Raw genomic sequence first — 16,818 nt, 5'->3', positions numbered from 1 at the left:
CATGACCTCGGCTGCGACCCGCGACGTGATCATCGGCATCGACGCCGGGACCTCGGTGATCAAGGCGGTCGCGTTTGCGCGGGATGGCCGCCAGCTCGGCGAGTTCGCGATTCCGAACAGCTACACCACCTTGCCCGGTGGTCGTGTCGAGCAGGACATGGAGCGGACGTGGACCGACACTGTCGCGGCGTTGCGCGGCCTGGGCGGCGCGCTGCCGGACCTGTCCCGTCGCGTCGCCGCGATCGCCGTGACCGGGCAGGGCGACGGCACCTGGCTGATCGACGCGGACGGCCGTCCAGTCGCGCCCGCGCTGCTGTGGCTCGACTCGCGCGCGGCAGGCTTCGTTGAGACCTTCCGAGGCGGCGAGCGCAACGCCGCGCATTACCAACGCACCGGATCGGGGCTCAACGCCTGCCAGCAGGGGGCGCAGCTGGCCTGGCTGCAGGCGCATGACGCAGAGATGCTCGAACGCGCGAGTACGGCGTTCCACTGCAAGGATTGGCTCTACTTCAAGCTGACAGGCGAGCGGACCACCGATCCGTCCGAGGCGACGTTCTCCTGCGGTGACTTTCGCCGGCGCGGCTTCGACGGCGAAGCCGCGCGTCTCGTCGGCATTGCCGATTCCGCGCGCCTGTTTCCAGATGTCGTCGATGGTGTCACGACGACGCATGGCTTGACCGCGGCGGCCGCGGCCGAGACGGGCTTGCCCGATGGCGTGCCGGTGTCGCTCGGCTATGTCGACGTGATCTGCAATGCGCTTGGTGGTGGGCTGTATGATCCCGCACCCGACGTCGGCTGCACCATCATCGGCTCGACCGGCATGCACATGCGGCTGGTGAACGGCGCCGACGCGGTCAAGCTGAATGCCGAGGCGACCGGCTATACGATGCCGTTCCCGGTGCCCGGTCACTATGCGCAGATGCAGTCGACCATGGCTGCGACCTTGAACATCGACTGGCTCCTCGATGTCGCGCGCGGCGTGCTCGCCATGGAAGGCATCGCGAGGTCGCGCAATGATCTGATCCGGCGCCTCGACGAGCATGTGCTCGCGGCGAAGGTGGGCGAGCTGCTGTATCATCCGTTCATCTCTGACGCCGGCGAACGCGGCCCCTTCGTGTCCCACGAGGCGTCCGCCCAACTGGTCGGCCTGCGCATCCGCCACGGCTACTGGGATCTGATGCGCGCCGTGATGGAGGGACTGGCCTTCGCCGCACGCGACTGCTACGCGGCGATGGGACCGCTGCCGAGGGAAATTCGCCTGACCGGGGGCGCGGCGCGCAGCCGCGCGCTCGGCGCCATTCTTGGTGCGGCACTTGGCAGCACGATTCGAGTCTGCCGTCGCGAGGAGGCCGGCGCATCGGGCGCGGCGATGATCGCGGCGGTCGCGACCGGGCTCTACCCGGACATGATGGATTGCGCGGAGGAGTGGGTGAGACCGTATCTGGATGAGCCGCAAGCGCCGGATGCGGCGCTGGCGGAACGTTATGCGCAATTGTTCCCGGCCTATGTCGACGCCCGCCTCGCGGCGCGGCCGGTCTGGAAGCAGCTCGCCGCGCAGCGCTCGGGTGCCGATCATGTCTAGCTCCATCGCCATCATCGGCGACCGCTTCATGCTGCCCTCGGTGTTCGCCGAGCGCATCACGGCAATCTGCGGCGATGGCATCGACATCCGCATGCTTGAGCAGCCCTGGCCGGATGAGCCGATGGAGCACGGCTATGCCGGCTCGAAGCTCGACGGGCTCAAGGAGTTCATGGGCGATCCTGACGAGCTCGCTGAGTTCATCGGCGAGGCACCCCTGCTGGTGACGCATCTCGCGCCGATCTCGCGCGCGATGCTGGAGCGGCTGCCGAGCCTGAAATTCATCGCGGTGTCGCGCGGCGGTCCGGTCAATATCGACATGCAGGCGGCGCGCGATCACGGCGTGCTCGTCGTCAATACGCCCGGACGCAACGCCAGCGCGGTGGCGGAATTCACCATCGGCGCGATGCTCGCGGAGACCCGGCTGATCCGCAGCGGCCACGAGTCGATGCGGGGCGGCGAGTGGCGCGGCGATCTCTACCGTGCGGATCGCACGGGACGCGAGCTCGGCGAGATGACAGTCGGCATCGTCGGCTATGGCGCGATCGGCACCCGCGTGGTGAAGCTGTTGAAGGCGTTCGGCTGCAAGATCCTGGTGACCGACCCTTACGTCCAGCTCAGCGCCCAGGACCGCAACGACGGCGTCGAGCACGTCGCGCTTGCCGAGCTGCTGTCGCGCGCCGACGTCATCAGCCTGCATGCCCGCGTGACCGCGGAAACCACCGGCTTCATCGATCGCGACGCGCTGGCGCGAATCAAGCCGGGTGCGATCCTGATCAATACGGCCCGCGGGCCCCTGGTCGACTATCACGCGCTCCATGACGCGCTCAGCTCGCGGCGGCTTGCGGGGGCGATGCTCGACACCTTTGCGGTCGAGCCGGTGCCGCCGAACTGGCCGCTGCTGCAGCTCTCCAACGTCACGCTGACGCCGCACATCGCCGGCGCCTCCGTGCGCACCGTCACCTTTGCCGCCGACCAGGCGGCCGAAGAGGTTCGCCGCTATCTGGCCGGCGAGCCGCCGCTCAATCCCTGCTGACGACGAAAGGTTTTCGACATGAATCGCGAGGAACGGCTGATCCGCGAGAACATCATCGCCAAATGCCGATGGATGAATGCGTCGGGGCTGAACCAGGGCACTTCGGGCAACATCTCGGCCCGCTACAAGGACCGCATGCTGATCACGCCCTCGGCGACGCCTTATGACTCGATGAAGCCGGAGATGATCGCGGCGATGCCGCTCGAGGGTGACTACGGTTCCTGGGATGGCCCGTTGAAGCCCTCGACGGAATGGCGCTTTCATCTCGACATCATGCGCGGCCGTCCGGATGTCGGCGGCGTCGTGCACACCCATTCGACCTACGCCACCGTGCTCGCCATCGCGCGCAAGCCGATCCCGGCCTGCCACTACATGATGGCCGCGTTCGGCGGCATCGACATTCGCTGCGCCGGCTATGTGCGGTTCGGCACGGCCGAATTGTCCGAGCTTGCGCTGGAGGCGCTGGAAGGCCGCAACGGCTGCCTGCTGGCCAATCACGGCATGATCGCGGTCGGCGCCAATCTCGACAAGGCGATGTGGCTTGCGGTCGAGCTCGAGACCATCGCGAAGCAGTACTATCTGTCGCTCGCGCTCGGCCAGCCGCACATCCTCGGCGACGCGGAGATCGCCGAGACCGCGCAGGGCTTTTCCACCTATGGCCTGCAGGAGCCCAAGGCGAAAGCGGCGAAGCCGGCCAAGACCGCGACGAAGGCGCGCGCGGCCGCGCGCAACAAGCCAGAGAAGAAGCGCAGCAGCAAGCGATGAATGCGACGGGCTCACGCAGCGGATCCGATCACGGTCTGTTGGACCTCGCCGTGATCGGCGGCGGCATCAATGGCGCTGGTATAGCCCGTGATGCCGCCGGCCGCGGCCTGAAGGTGCTGCTGTGCGAGAAGGACGATTTTGCCCAGGGCACCTCGTCCCGTTCGGGCAAGCTGATCCATGGCGGTCTGCGCTATCTTGAGTACTACGAATTCCGCCTGGTGCGCGAAGCGCTGATCGAGCGCGAGGTGCTGCTGGCCTCGGCGCCGCACATCATCTGGCCGATGCGCTTCGTGCTGCCGCACTCGCCGGAGCAGCGTCCCGCCTGGCTGGTGCGCACCGGGCTGTTCCTCTATGACCATCTCGGCGGCCGCAAGCAGCTGCCGGCCAGCCGCAACCTCGATCTCGCGCATGAGCCGGAGGGTGCGCCGCTGCGCCCCGAGTTCCGGCGCGGTTTTGAATATTCGGATTGCTGGGTCGACGATGCCCGGCTGGTGATCCTCAATCTCGTCGATGCCGCGCGCAAGGGCGCCATCATCCTGCCGCGCACCCGCGCCGTGAGCGCGCGGCGCGAGGGCGATGCCTGGCGGCTGGAGATGCGCTCCGAGAATGGCGAGGTGCAGATCGTCCGCGCGCGGGCGCTGGTCAACGCCGCGGGGCCATGGGTGCAGGATGTAGTGCAGGGTGTCGCCGGGCTCAACTCCGCGCACAATGTGCGGCTCGTCAAAGGCAGTCATCTCGTGGTGCCAAAATTCTGGAGCGGATCGCAGGCCTATCTGCTGCAGAACACCGACCGCCGCGTGATCTTCGTCAATCCCTATGAGACCGATCTGGCGCTGATTGGGACCACCGACATCGTGCATGATGGCCGCGCAGACGACGTCGCTGTCGATGGTGCTGAGATCGACTATCTGCTCGCGGTGCTCGATCGCTATTTCCGGGCCGCGCCGGGCAAGGGTGATATCATTCACGCCTTCTCCGGGGTGCGGCCGCTCTACGATGACAACGCCGACAATCCGTCGGCAGTGACGCGCGACTACGTGTTCGAGGTGCACGGTGCACCCGGGCAGCCGCCGCTGCTGTCGATCTTCGGCGGCAAGATCACGACGTTTCGCCGGCTCGCCGAGCAGGCGATGGAACGCCTCGCGCCGTGGTTTCCGCAGATGGCGCCGGCATGGACGGCGGGCGCGCGGCTTCCGGGCGGCGATCTCGGCGCGCCGTTCGATCGGTTCCTTGCCGATCTCGCCGGCGCGTATCCGGGATTGCCGCGCGATGTGGTAGCACATTATGCGCGGCTCTACGGCACCCGTGCGCGCGATCTGCTCGGAGCGTCCCGCAACGTCGGCGATCTCGGCCGCCATTTCGGTGCCTCCTTCTATGAGCGCGAGCTCGTTTTCCTGCGCGAGCAGGAGTGGGCCGTCACGGCCGCCGACATCCTGGACCGGCGTACCAAGCATGGCCTGCATCTGAGCCGCGCCGAGCGCGAGGCGTTCGAGCTCCAGCTTTGATCGGGTCTTGACGCGTCGAGCCTCTCCGCGACCGCCGCAGCCCCTGGCGGGTGCCGATGACACGCCCTGGCAAACCGTGCTATCGAGCGCCCGCGATATGGATCGCGACGCGCCTGGAGACGCGGAATTCGGCACAATCCGGACCTTCGCCGATGCTTGACGCGCCGATCGATTCACAATCAAACCGCCCGACGACCTCCTGAATGCGACGCCATGCCGGACCAGATCAAAGCGAGAGCCGACCATCGGCGCGGTCCGCGGCAGGCAGGCATCGTCGACGCCTGGACAAGGTTCGCGTCCGGCTCCTGGATGGACCGGCGCTGGACTCCCTGGATCATCGTGCTGAGTGGCCTCGTGCTGGCGCTGCTGTGTGATGCCTTCGTGGCGCACATGCTTTCCGTCAACTATCGGGAGACCTATCGGACGACCGAGGCCGCCAACGGCGATCTCGCCCGCGCGCTCGAAGAATACATGCTGCGCAACATCCAGGGCGTCGACGTGCTCTTGAACACGACGATCGACAGTCTCAAGCAGGACCCATCGCTGCTCACCGCCGGCAATCCGGCGCTGATCAACGAGTTGAAGCGCAGGGTGGTGCCGTACCCCGCCGCGGGCGGCATCGTCGTGCTGGATGCGGACGGCAATCTGCTCGGCGACAGCGCCGGCAACGGAGTTCCCGGCCGCGAGAACAATTTCGCCGATCGGGCCTATTACAAGGTCCAGCGCGATGACCCCGGCCGCGGTCTCTTCATCGACGTGCCGGTGGCCTCGCGCGTGAACAGGGGTCGGTTCATCGCGGTCAGCCGCGCCTTTATGATGCCGGACGGACGATTTGCCGGCGTGATCGTCGTGGCTGTCGACTACGAGAATCTGCGGCAGTTCTTCCTGTCGCTGAACGTCGGGCAGCGCGGAACGGTGACGCTCTATCGCGACGACGGCACGATCCTGCTGCGCACGCCGCATGCCGACGATTTCGCCGGCCGCAACGTCCGGTCCAATCGGCTGTTCAGTCTCTATCTCCCGCAGGCCCCTCACGGCAGCTTCGAGGGCAGCGGCATGACGGACGGCACGTCGCGGAGCATCAGCTATCGCCGCGTCGCCGGCCTGCCGTTGGTGGTGACCGTGGCGCGCGACCCGGTCGAGTATCTGGCGGGCTGGAAGAACAATGCGCTGTACTACAGCGCCATCGCCGCCGGGCTCAATCTGCTGATCGCGGGGTTCGGCCTCGTCCTGGCGCGGCAGTGGCGGCTGCGCGCGGCCTCCGAGCAGGCGCTGCGCGACAGTTTCGAGCAGCATCTGCTGGTGACGGAGAACGTGCCCGCGCTGATCGTCCAGGTCGGCGCCGATGGTGACATCCGCTATGCCAACCGCGTCGCGCGCGAATGGTATGCGCAGCCGCCCAGCGGGATCGGCCGCAGCCGCCGGATCGACGACTACATCGATCCGGCCCGGCGCGGCGAGGTGAGGCCGAAGATCGAGGCCGCGCTGGCCGGCCGGACCGCGGGCGGCGAGGAGAAGATCGCGTTTCCCGACGGCCGCGAACGCTGGTGCGAGACCATCCGGGTGCCGGATCGCAGCCAGGACGGCACGGTGCGCGGCTATTTCGTGCTGTCGGTCGACATCACCGAGCGCAAGCGCATCGAGGACGAGCTGCGGCAGGCGCAGAAGATGGAGGCCATCGGCCAGTTGGCGGGCGGCATCGCGCACGACTCCAACAACATGCTGGCGGCGACGCTCGGCAATCTCGATCTGCTGCTCGACGCGCTCCCGCCCGGCGAGAGCTCCCGCCGCAGCATGGTCGAGCGGGCGATCGAGGCGGCGGAGCGGGTCGCCGATCTCAACCGCCGCCTGCTGGCCTTCGCCCGCAAGCAGGCGCTGCAGCCGCAGGTCACCGACGTGAACCAGCTCGTCAGCGGGATGACGACCATCCTGCAGCGGACGCTCGGCGAGAACATCGAGATCGCATTGGCGCAGGACCCGATGCTGTGGCACTGCCTGATCGACCCGACGCAATTGCAGAACGCGCTGCTCAATCTGGCGCTCAATGCGCGGGATGCGATGGACGGCGGCGGGCGCCTGACGATCACGACGACGAATGCCGTGCTCGACCAGCCGCTCGACGACGGCGACGAGCGCATCATGCCCGGCGACTACGTGACGATCGCGGTGTCGGACATGGGAGCCGGCATGCCGCCCGAGATCGCGCGCCGCGCCTTCGAGCCGTTCTTCACCACCAAGGAGTTCGGCAAGGGCAGCGGCCTCGGCCTCAGCATGGTCTATGGCTTTGCGCGGCAATCGGGCGGCACGGTGCTGATCGACAGCCGGGTGGCGGAGGGCACCTGCGTCACGCTGTATCTGCCGAGCGCGGGGCCGGGCGCCGGCAGTCGCGCGCGCGCCGGTGCGGCGCGGCTGGCGCGGCCGCAGACCGGCGAACGGATCCTCGTGGTCGAGGACAATCCGTTGGTCGGCGCCATGGCATCGACCATGCTGACGTCGATGGGCTACAGCCCGGTCGTCGTCACCCATGCGATGGCCGCGATCACCGCGCTGGAGCGGCCGGATCCGTTCGCGCTGCTGCTGACCGACATTCTGCTGCCGGATGCCATGACCGGCATCGACCTCGCGCGCGAGGTGCGCCGCAGATGGCCGGAGCTGCCGATCGTCTTCATGTCCGGCTTCGCCGATCCCTCGCTGGTGCCGGAGGAACTCCGGGCGACGACCGCGCTGCTCGCCAAGCCGTTCCGGCTCGGCCAATTGTCGGAAGCGATCGTGTCGGCCCTGGCCGGCCGGAAGGCGATCTGAGCCCGCGGCGATCATGCGGGGAGCGATCCATCATTCGTCCGATCGTCGGCGCCGTCCGGGCAAGTCGTCTCCGCCTCGCGGCGCGCGATGCGTCCGAGCTGTGCCGGTCGTTTCGCCCTCGAAAGCCGAGGGCGCGGGGAATGCCGGGTGCTGGCCGCACCCATGGCCCGCCTGCGAACAAGAATGCAGGCGGCAGGAACCACAGGTTCAGCCGAGGCATCCCGGCATTCCCCGCGCGATGGTTTTGACGGCTTATACGTCCTCTCCCCGGGGACCGGCTGTCTTGCCCCCGTCGCCCGCGCAACGCGAACGCGTTGTCGCGCGCTTGGCCTCAGCACCGGGAGGCCAGGACCCTACGATTTCGCCGGCGCAACGGCTTCGTTCGTCCGCATGACCTTCGTCACGCTGCGAGCCGCTGCGCCCACCGCATCCCACCCCGCGTGCCGTGACGATCGCGATACGCCCCTCGTGCCGAGGCGGGATGGGGAGATACAATCATGATTTCCGATAAAGCGAAAGAGGAATATTTTTCGCGCGGGGACTGGACAGTGGTGATGTAATTGAGCCGGCGGATGAAAAGAGAATTTCGGCGCAGGCGACCCCCACCGCGAAACCAGCCGGACTTCCGTCTAATTACGATGCGACCGGCCGCGAGATGATCGACGCCGTCCGCCGCGTCGTCGGCCGTCCCGACCTGCCGGTGAAGCCGTTCCCGTGGATCACGCTCTGGTTCGCGGCGCCGTTCGTGCGCTTCATGCGCGAGGCGATCGAAATGCGCTGGCTGTGGAAGCAGAGCCTCGCGCTGGACAATGGCAGGCTGGCCAGCCTGCTCGGCGCGAGTCGCATACGCCCCTCGATGATGCGGTGAGGGCGGCACTCGTGCCCATCACCTGAACCATTCACTCGCGAAAGGAGCGACCGTGATCACCGCATTGTTTGCGGCGCCGCTGACACGCGCCCAGTGTCTCATGCTTGTCCTGCTCATCGCGGCGCAGGTCGCACTCTTTGTTGCTCTGCTGATCGCGCCTGGCCAGGTTATCGACTGGTCATCCAGTCTGCGCCCGCCTGGCGCGGAAGCTCTGCCGCTGGTCGTGCGCAACCTTTCAGCCATGAAGGCCGGCTACTGGCGCGATGTCCTGAAGGCCTCCACTATGGTTCACGCCGTCTGTAAAGCAGCGCTCGACCCGCGGGGACGAGTTGCAGCAGAAGGTCGTAATCCGCGACGTTCGCGGTAAGGACGACCAAACCGAGCTTCTGGGCCTGAAGAAACAGCACACTGTCCTGAAGTGCGCGCAGCTTACCGTCTCGTTCGTAACTCTGAAGACGGCAAAGGATACCCGAAAGGAGTGCTGCGCGCCCGAGCGTGTCGCCATCAGGTGCAAAGGTGCGATGGGGTGGCATCGCTTTGATGTGCTTTCCAATCACATCGATGACCGGGGCTGTGCGCGGATCAGAGGGGTTCAATACGCCGACCGTGTGCATCAACTCCTGAATCGCAACTGTTGAGTGATTCACTTGCCGATGTGCGATCAGATCTTCGAGAATCGGAGGTGATCGATCCTGCATCTGGTCGATGTAGACGCAGGTGTCGAGCAAAAGCCCCTGTCCAGCGATCAGGGTCGCGTCAACAAATGGTAGTTGGTCATCACTTCTTCGGGGCAGCGTTTTCCACGGGTCGAACCGCGCCCATCGTCGTGCGGCATCGAAATCGAACGCCGCCACGTCAAAAACCGAGCTTCAGCTTCGGATCCGCCGTACCACGCGACCGTTTGAACACATCTGCGAAGTTGTCCTCAAGCGCGACCGTTGCGAGGGCAAATTCGATCAAGTCCGTATCCGTCTCGATGCCCGTTTGCCGCTTCGCTTGGCGGACAAGTGCAGAACTCACCCGGCCGCCGATACGACCTTGTTTGTCTTTCAGCAGACCCGACCGCTCGGCTGCCCGCATCACCGCCTCGAACCGCGTCTCGCTCCCGGCGAACTGGCCAGTTGCCGCTTCGCGGTGAATCCGCGAACTGCTGCCTGCCGCGCCCTTATCTCGGCGGGTTGGTGATTTGCCTGCGGGGGATTTGGTCATGGACGCTTCGATCATGTTAGACAAAAGCTGCTGTTGTTCAACGTAGCACTTCACCACACGGATATCAACGGAGCAGCAGACCGCTCCGCCCTCACTCCACCGCATCTTTCTTAGCGATCCTGTGCAGTTGCTCGAACAGATCCGACTGCTCGCTCGTACACAGGCACACGCCCTGCGCCGACGCCGCTTCGCCGGCGTTGAGGTAGGCGTGGCCCATGGTGCTGTCGAGATACATGCCGTCGCCTTCGTTGAGGATCTCCGGGGCGTAGAACTCGGTGTGCACGGCGATGGTGCCGCGGGTGACGAGGAAATACTCCTCGCCGCTGTGGCGGAGCAGGGGGCCGAACTCCTCGAGCGTGCGGGCGCGCACCTCGGCGATCATCGGCACCATGCGCTTTCCGATCAGGTCGGTGCACTGATAGGTGTAGGTGTAGAATCGGGTGTTGACGATCTGGCCCTGGCCGGCGCGGCTGACGCTGCGGCGGGCGGTCACCGGGCGGCCCGGCTCGGGGCGCGGCGAAGCAGGGCTGAACAGCTCGGCGATGTCCATCTGCAAGCCCGAGGTGAGCTGCAGCAGCTTGTCATAGGTCAGCGACATCAGGCCGTTCTCGACCTTGGACAGCGTCGACAGCGCCATCCCCGTTTTCTCGGCGACCTGCTTCAGCGTCAGGCCGCGCGCCTGCCGGGCCGCCTTCAGGCACTGGCCGAGCTGGGAGTGCGGGCCTTCGGCTGAAACGCTGATGGCAGTGTCTGTCAAAGCGATCTCCGGAAAATCCGTTAGCGGATCAGGCGTGCCGATGGCCGGGGCAGTTCGGGCAATCTCGCCCCAAAGCGCAGGAAATTCAATTGTGTGCTCCGACGTCCGAAGGTCATGCGTGGACAGCGGTGGAACAATGCGTTTTCAGGTCGTGCATTCGATTTCTTATATGCTAAATAGTTTTCCGAAACGGAAAAGAGAAGCCCTGTGCAATCGATTTGCGACAAGACCGCCGTCGAGCTGGTCAAGCTGCTGAAAACAAAGGCGATCTCCCCGGTTGCGCTGCTCGACTCGTGTCTGGAACGGATCGCGGCGGTGAACCCGGCGGTCAACGCGGTGGTGACCCTGGATGAATCTGGCGCCCGGGCGGCCGCCAAGCGCGCCGAGGCCGAGATCGTCAGGGGCGAGGACAGGGGGCCGCTGCACGGCCTGCCCGTGCTGATCAAGGACACCCAGGACACCGCCGGGATGCGCTCGACCTATGGCAGCCCGATCCTGGCCGATAATGTCCCGGCCGTCGACCAGGCCTCGGTGGGCCGGCTGCGCGCGGCCGGCGCGATCATCTTCGGCAAGACCAACACGCCGGAATGGGCGGCGGGCGGCAACACCCGCAATCCCGTGTTCGGCGCCACCGGAAACCCGTTCGATCCCACGCGCTCGGCCGCCGGCTCCTCCGGCGGTTCGGCGGTCGCGCTCGCCTGCGGCATGGCCCCGCTGGCCTCCGGCTCCGACACCGGCGGGTCCTTGCGCAATCCGGCCGGCTTCTCTGGCATTGTTGGGATGCGGCCGTCCTACGGCCTCGTCGCCAGCGAGAAGCGCGCCCATGGCTGGTCGTGCCTGTCGACCGACGGGCCGATGGCGCGCGACGTCGCCGACACCGCGCTGATGCTGTCGGTGATGGCAAGCGACGATGCGCGCGATCCGCTCGCCTACACCTTGCCCGGCGAGGCCGTGCGCGGCGCGCCAGCGCGCTGGGCGGTGCCGCCAGCGGTGGAACTGAACAAGCTCAGGCTCGCCTTCACCGAGGATTTCGGCTTCGCGCCGACCGAACAACTGATCCGCCGCGCCTTCCGTGCGCGCGTGTCGCGCATCGCGCCGCTGTTTGCCGAGACGCACGAGGGCGCGCCGGATTGCAGCGGGGCCGACGAGACCTTTGCGGTGCTGCGCGCCTCGCTGTTCCTCACCCAGCACGGCAGGAATTTTCGCGAAAGGCCCGACATGCTCGGGCCGAACGTGCGCGCCAATGTCGAGGAGGGGCTCGGCTACAGCCTCGAGGATTTCTCGCGCGCGAGCGCCAACCAGACCCGGATCTATCGCGCCTATCAGAGCTTCTTCGCCAGCCACGACGTGCTGATCAGCCCGACCATCACCTTGAGCCCGCGGCCCTGGGCGGAGCTCTATCCGGCCGAGATCGACGGCGTGCCGACGCGGTCCTACTTCCACTGGCTGGCGCTCGCCTATGCGGTGACCCTGGCCGGGCATCCCGCGCTCAGCCTGCCGCTCGGCCTCGACGACAACGGCCTGCCGTTCGGCCTGCAGATCGTCGGCCCGCGCGGCGGCGATGCGCTGGTGCTCGGCGTGGCCGCGGCGCTGGAAGCCGCCTTTGCCGATGACGCCGAGCTTCGCCGTCCGCGGCCGGATCTCGCAAGGCTCGCGTCGCTGCCGCCGCTGGCGCAGACGCCGGGCTTCATGGCGTGGGATTGAGGCGGCCCTCATGATCACTACATCCTGGAGCGACTAACGATGTCCGACGCCCCCTCATGGCCGTTCTCGCTGGTGCGCCGCGCCGGCGGCCTGGTGTTCCTGTCCGGCGAAGTGCCGGTCGCCGATGACGGCAGCATTCCCGAAGGGATCGCGGCGCAGACCGACCTCGTCTTCAAGCACATCGCGGAAACGCTAGCCGGCGAAGGCCTGACGCTCGACGACATCGTGTCCTGCATGGTGCACCTCGCCGACAAGGCGGATTTCGCCGCCTACAACGAAGCCTATCGCAGGCACTTCAAGGATCCGCTGCCGGTCCGTACCACGGTGCAGGCGCAGATGATCGCGGATGTGAAGATCGAGGTCACCGTCGTCGCGGCGGCGCGGACCTGAGGTAGGAGTGATGACGATGCGAAGCGCGATCGTTCTCGGTGGCGGCATGGTTGGCGTCGGCACGGCGCTGCATCTGCAGAGCCGCGGCTGGTCAGTGGCGCTGGTCGACCGCAGGGAGCCGGGCCGCGAGACCAGCTATGGCAATGCCGGCATCATCCAGAGCGAGGCCGTCCGGCCCTACGCGATGCCCTATGATCTCGCCGGCGTGCTCGACATCGCGCTGGCGCGCACCAACGACGTGCATTACAGCCTCGCGGCGCTGCCCTATCACGTCCGGCCGCTGCTGCAATATTGGTGGAATTCGTTCCCCGCGCGCCACGAGGTGCTGACGCGCACCTATGCGCAACTGATCGCGCGCGCCGCGCCCGAGCACGAGCCGCTGATCCTCGCGGCCGGCGCCGGCAACCTCGTGCGCCGCGACGGCTTCCGCGTGCTGCACCGGACGCAGGCGCAGTTCGACAAGGAGGCCAGGGAGGCCGAGGCGGTCGGCAAGGCGTTCGGCGTCAAGTTCAAGCTCTTGAGCGCGCAGCAGCTCAAGCAGGCCGAGCCCGGGCTGATCGACAGCGGCATCGGCGGCCTGCACTGGCAGGAGCCGTGGACCGTGTCCGATCCCGGCAGCCTCGTCGCCTCCTATGCCGAGCTGTTCACGCGCCGCGGCGGCAAGCTGCTGCGCGGCGATGCGACCACGCTCGCGCAGGCGGGCAGCGGCTGGGCCGTCACCACGGCGGAGGGACGCATCGAGGCCGAGGCCGTGGTGATCGCGCTCGGGCCGTGGTCGCCGGAGTTCCTGACGCGGTTCGGCTACGACATCCCGATGGTGCGCAAGCGCGGCTATCACCGTCACTACACCGGCGGCGCGCCGCTCGATCTGCCGCTGCGCGATGCGGCGCGGGGCTATCTGATGAACCCGATGGCGCTCGGCGTGCGCATCACGACCGGCGCCGAGCTGTCATCGCCGAATGCGAAATCGGCCCCGGTTCAGCTCGGCAAGGCCGAGGCTGCCGCGCGCCAGCTCATCGATCTCGGCAAGCCGGTCGAGCCCGAGCCGTGGATCGGCACGCGGCCGTGCATGCCCGACATGCTGCCGGTGGTCGGCCAGGCGGCGCGTCACAAGGGCCTGTGGCTGCATTTCGGCCACGGCCACCAGGGCTTCACGCTGGGGCCTGCGACCGGCCGCATCCTCGCCGAGCTGATGAGCGGCGAGGCGCCGAGCGTCGACGTCGCCGCCTGCGCGCCGGCCCGGTTCGGCGCATAGTGCGGGAGCCGCTGCAGCCCTGCAATTGCAGGCTGCAGCGGCGCCCGCCGGGCAGTCCCTTGTTTACCAAGCGGGCCTGTTCTGGCGCTGCAAAATCTCCACTTCACGAATTCGCAAGCCCGCTCTCCTAGGGTGACGCCGGTTGGACCAGGACGCGGGGGCGAAACGCGTTTCGTGAGTTCTGTCGTCGGCCAGTGATCCGAACATCATGTGGGGGAGCAGATGAACTTCACGGGCCTCGTGTACCGCTTCGTCTCGAATTTCGTATTTCTCGCGGCCGTCTATCTCAGCCTGAACTACGTCGAGAAGTACCAGAACCGCGCCGTGCTGGCGCTGGTGGTGCTGATCTATGCCGGCATGCGCGCCGTCACGGTGGTGCGCACCTTCCACTTCTTCGGACGGATCGAGAAGATGGAGTCGGACGTTCGCCGTCTGGCCGGCATGCTCGGCGACGGGCCGGTCGGGCAGGTGGTCAGCAGGCAGGTGGTGTCCGACGTCGGATCGCTGCGCAAGGACGGCGAGAAGAAGTCCTACATGGACCTGTTCTTCCTGGCGGCCGCCGTCATCCTCTGCGTCAGCAAGCTGGTCTCGAACTGATCGCGCGCGGCGCGGGCGAATCGTCTTCGCGTCCTCACCTGCAACATCTGCGAATGTTCAGCGCCGCCTGAGGCTGGCGAGGCGCACCGGGCGCGGCGCCGGCTTGGCGGCCACAGCCTTCGGCGCCGGGCTTTCGAGCCGGGCCAGCTGGCGCCGCTGCGCCGACAGCGGCGCGACAGGCGGCCATGCGAACAGATCGGACGCCGGCGCTGCCAAGGCCGGCGCCGCAAGCCGCCGCGCGAGCGGCGGACGCGGCCATGCCGGCTTCTGCGCGACACGTCCGACGGCCGCCGGCACGTCGAGAATGCCGAAATCATCCAGCCTGGCGCGGGCCCCCGTATCGGCGCCAGCGAGATCGACGGGCGCTATCCTCGGCCAATGCGCCACCGGGGTCTCGTCCGACGGGCGGTGCACCAGCCAATCCTCGGGCTCGGTCGGCGTCGCCGGAAGGTCCGGCGTCGCCGCCACGACGTGGACGACGCGGTAGTTCTTGGCCTTGAGCTCGGCGAGGATCTTCGGCAGCGCCGTCACGGTGCGCGCATGGATGTCGTGCAGCAGCAGGATGCCCTTGCCGCGCGCCTCCAGCCGCTTCATCGCGAGCTCGTAGACCTTGGCGCCGGAGATGTTGCGCCAGTCGTCGGCGAGGAAGTCGGCGCTCCAGAGCTGCAGGCCGAGCGAGGCGGCGTAGCTCTCCACGGAGTCGCCGCGCAGCAGGCCGGGCACGCGGAAGAACGGCGACAGCGCCGACGGATCGGTCAGCGCCGCCGTCGTCCAGGCGATGCCCTGGTCGACCTCGGGCTTGACCTGGTCGAGCGTCATCTTGTTGAAGCTCAGCGGATGGTTCTGGCTGTGGGTGCCGATGGTGTGGCCGGCGGCCGCAAGCTTCCGCACGCCCTCGGGATCGGCCTTGGCCTGGCGGCCAATGGTGAAGAACGTCGCCTTGACGCACTGGTCGGCGAGGATCTGCAGCACCTGATTGCTGTATTTCGGCAGCGGGCCGTCGTCGAAGGTGATGACGACCTCGTGATCCCGAAGCGGCAGCGTCTCCTTGTACTGCATCGCGCCGATGCGCGGATGCTCGCGCGGATCGACCACCAGGACGCGCGACGTGCCGAGCGCGTTCGGATGCCCGGGACAATCGGCCACCGGTGCGGCCGACGATCCGACACTGGAGGCGAAGCAGGCGACGGTGCCCAACAGCACTGCGAGCCATGTTGGCCGTCCGACGCAAGCCCACCAACGATCACGCATCACGCTGCTCACATTCCCTTCACGGTCCCGGCTCCTTCGGCCAGGGTCTTCCACGGTCGATGATGTGTCGCAGCCGCGGGGGGCAGGCAAGCGACCGCCAAGACATAGCAGGGATGTTCGGCTGTCGCGAGATGACATCGTTCCGGGTTCCGGTTTGCCCGCGGCTGTTGCCGGATTGCAAGCGGCAGAAATCGCCGCGATCACGGCAGTCGAGCGTAGACAGTGGTCCTGAACGACGGATTAACCACCTTCGTGCGGCGGCGTCGGCGCGGCTGAAGGGCGCTCGCTATGCTCCTCGTGATGCAAATCCTCCGGCGGCTTCGGCACCACATGGACCACGCGATAGCCGTGTTTCTTCAGGTAGCGCAGGAACGCCGGCAGCATGGCCACCGTGCGCGGCTGCGGGTCGTGCAGCAGGATGATGCCTTTGCGCGCCTGGTTCAGCCGGCTGGTCAGCCGGTGGAGAGTCTGCTGCGGCGACAGCGGGTTCCAGTCGCCGGCCCAGAAGTCGGCGCCGAACACGACGATGCCGCGTGACTGCAGCAGGTCGAGCGTCGCCGGTGTCGATTCGAAATAGGGGAAGCGAAAGAATGGCGTCGACGGCGTGGTCGTCTCGACGCCGTTGAGCGCCTTCTCGTCGGCGGCGATGCCGCGATCGATCTCAGCGACGGCCTGTTCCGGCGTGATGTGCGCGAGATGCGCATGCGTGAAGGTGTGATGACCGACGGTGTGGCCTTCGGCCGCGATCTTCCGCACCAGCGCGGCGCGGCCCGACGCGGGCTGGCCGACCAGGAAGAAGGTCGCGCGCACGCATTCCCTGGCGAGCGCGGCGAGCACCTTGTCGGTCATCGGCGGCGACGGGCCGTCGTCGAAGGTCAGCACCACCTCGCCGTCATGCAGCGGCAGCGTGTCCGGGAAGCTCTTCAGGCCGACGCGCGGATGTGTGGCGGCGTCGACGGTGAGAATGCGCGACGTGCCGAGCGTACCTTCGCGCGGGCATGCGGCAGGCGCCGCTGCGGCGACGTCAGCCGCGAGCAGCGCCGCCACGACGCCGGCCGCGTTTACCCATCCCGTCATCGATCGCCAAGGCCGCATCTTTT

Annotated in this window: 15 protein-coding genes; 10 read left to right on the top strand and 5 right to left on the bottom strand. The window is 67.3% G+C overall.

Annotated elements, in window-relative coordinates:
* Position 1 precedes the first annotated feature (1 nt).
* The 6 genes from ACQR1X_RS19150 to ACQR1X_RS19125 all read left to right on the top strand — a co-directional run bounded on the left by ACQR1X_RS19150 (position 2) and on the right by ACQR1X_RS19125 (position 8,555).
* Entirely contained in the window at positions 2–1,582 is a 1,581-nt protein-coding gene (locus ACQR1X_RS19150) for an FGGY-family carbohydrate kinase (protein WP_434899380.1), read from the top strand.
* Positions 1,575–2,615 carry a 2-hydroxyacid dehydrogenase gene (locus ACQR1X_RS19145; RefSeq protein WP_434899379.1) on the top strand — a complete coding sequence of 347 codons (1,041 nt, stop codon included), beginning with the start codon at positions 1,575–1,577 and terminating at the stop codon, positions 2,613–2,615. The genes ACQR1X_RS19150 and ACQR1X_RS19145 overlap by 8 nt, the downstream gene beginning before the upstream one ends.
* Before the next feature lie 18 nt (positions 2,616–2,633).
* Positions 2,634–3,380 (top strand): class II aldolase/adducin family protein, encoded by a 747-nt coding sequence (locus ACQR1X_RS19140; protein ID WP_434899378.1) that lies wholly within the window; start codon positions 2,634–2,636, stop codon positions 3,378–3,380.
* Positions 3,377–4,885, top strand: a complete 1,509-nt coding sequence (locus tag ACQR1X_RS19135) for a glycerol-3-phosphate dehydrogenase (RefSeq protein ID WP_316181792.1) — start codon at positions 3,377–3,379, stop codon at positions 4,883–4,885. The genes ACQR1X_RS19140 and ACQR1X_RS19135 overlap by 4 nt, the downstream gene beginning before the upstream one ends.
* A 213-nt stretch (positions 4,886–5,098) precedes the next feature.
* The gene (locus ACQR1X_RS19130) at positions 5,099–7,687 is read left to right on the top strand and encodes an ATP-binding protein (RefSeq protein WP_434899377.1); all 2,589 of its coding nucleotides are present in this window, start codon (positions 5,099–5,101) and stop codon (positions 7,685–7,687) included.
* A 655-nt stretch (positions 7,688–8,342) separates the two neighbouring features.
* On the top strand, positions 8,343–8,555 hold the full coding sequence (locus tag ACQR1X_RS19125) for a hypothetical protein (RefSeq protein WP_315804158.1): 213 nt from the start codon (positions 8,343–8,345) through the stop codon (positions 8,553–8,555).
* 281 nt (positions 8,556–8,836) lie between these two features.
* On the opposite strand, the gene ACQR1X_RS19120 is transcribed toward ACQR1X_RS19125, so the two are convergent.
* From ACQR1X_RS19120 to ACQR1X_RS19110, 3 genes are all read right to left on the bottom strand, one after another.
* Positions 8,837–9,409 carry a type II toxin-antitoxin system VapC family toxin gene (locus ACQR1X_RS19120; RefSeq protein ID WP_316237492.1) on the bottom strand — a complete coding sequence of 191 codons (573 nt, stop codon included), beginning with the start codon at positions 9,407–9,409 and terminating at the stop codon, positions 8,837–8,839.
* A 1-nt stretch (position 9,410) separates the two neighbouring features.
* A complete protein-coding gene (locus tag ACQR1X_RS19115; RefSeq protein ID WP_315804156.1) occupies positions 9,411–9,779 on the bottom strand; it encodes a hypothetical protein in 369 nt (122 codons plus the stop codon).
* A gap of 76 nt (positions 9,780–9,855) precedes the next feature.
* Positions 9,856–10,521, bottom strand: a complete 666-nt coding sequence (locus tag ACQR1X_RS19110) for a helix-turn-helix domain-containing protein (protein WP_434899376.1) — start codon at positions 10,519–10,521, stop codon at positions 9,856–9,858.
* Between the two features lie 207 nt (positions 10,522–10,728).
* Between ACQR1X_RS19110 and ACQR1X_RS19105 the strand changes: the two genes are divergently transcribed.
* The 4 genes from ACQR1X_RS19105 to ACQR1X_RS19090 all read left to right on the top strand — a co-directional run bounded on the left by ACQR1X_RS19105 (position 10,729) and on the right by ACQR1X_RS19090 (position 14,467).
* On the top strand, positions 10,729–12,225 hold the full coding sequence (locus tag ACQR1X_RS19105; protein ID WP_316218256.1) for an amidase: 1,497 nt from the start codon (positions 10,729–10,731) through the stop codon (positions 12,223–12,225).
* A gap of 39 nt (positions 12,226–12,264) precedes the next feature.
* Positions 12,265–12,615 carry a RidA family protein gene (locus ACQR1X_RS19100; protein WP_315804153.1) on the top strand — a complete coding sequence of 117 codons (351 nt, stop codon included), beginning with the start codon at positions 12,265–12,267 and terminating at the stop codon, positions 12,613–12,615.
* Between the two features lie 16 nt (positions 12,616–12,631).
* Positions 12,632–13,870, top strand: coding sequence for an NAD(P)/FAD-dependent oxidoreductase (locus tag ACQR1X_RS19095; protein WP_434899375.1), 1,239 nt, complete (start codon positions 12,632–12,634; stop codon positions 13,868–13,870).
* A 222-nt stretch (positions 13,871–14,092) separates the two neighbouring features.
* A complete protein-coding gene (locus tag ACQR1X_RS19090; protein WP_315804151.1) occupies positions 14,093–14,467 on the top strand; it encodes a hypothetical protein in 375 nt (124 codons plus the stop codon).
* Positions 14,468–14,524: 57 nt separating this feature from the next.
* Here the strand turns inward: ACQR1X_RS19090 and ACQR1X_RS19085 are convergent, their stop codons facing one another.
* On the bottom strand, positions 14,525–15,718 hold the full coding sequence (locus ACQR1X_RS19085; protein WP_434899374.1) for a polysaccharide deacetylase family protein: 1,194 nt from the start codon (positions 15,716–15,718) through the stop codon (positions 14,525–14,527).
* Between the two features lie 240 nt (positions 15,719–15,958).
* Positions 15,959–16,795 carry a polysaccharide deacetylase family protein gene (locus ACQR1X_RS19080; protein ID WP_315804149.1) on the bottom strand — a complete coding sequence of 279 codons (837 nt, stop codon included), beginning with the start codon at positions 16,793–16,795 and terminating at the stop codon, positions 15,959–15,961.
* Between the last annotated feature and the right edge of the window lie 23 nt (positions 16,796–16,818).

Source organism: Bradyrhizobium sp. HKCCYLRH3073, from assembly GCF_051167995.1.
Lineage (GTDB): Bacteria > Pseudomonadota > Alphaproteobacteria > Rhizobiales > Xanthobacteraceae > Bradyrhizobium.
The sequence above is the reverse complement of the archived record's forward strand: the minus strand, read 5'-3'. Positions and strand labels throughout refer to the sequence as shown.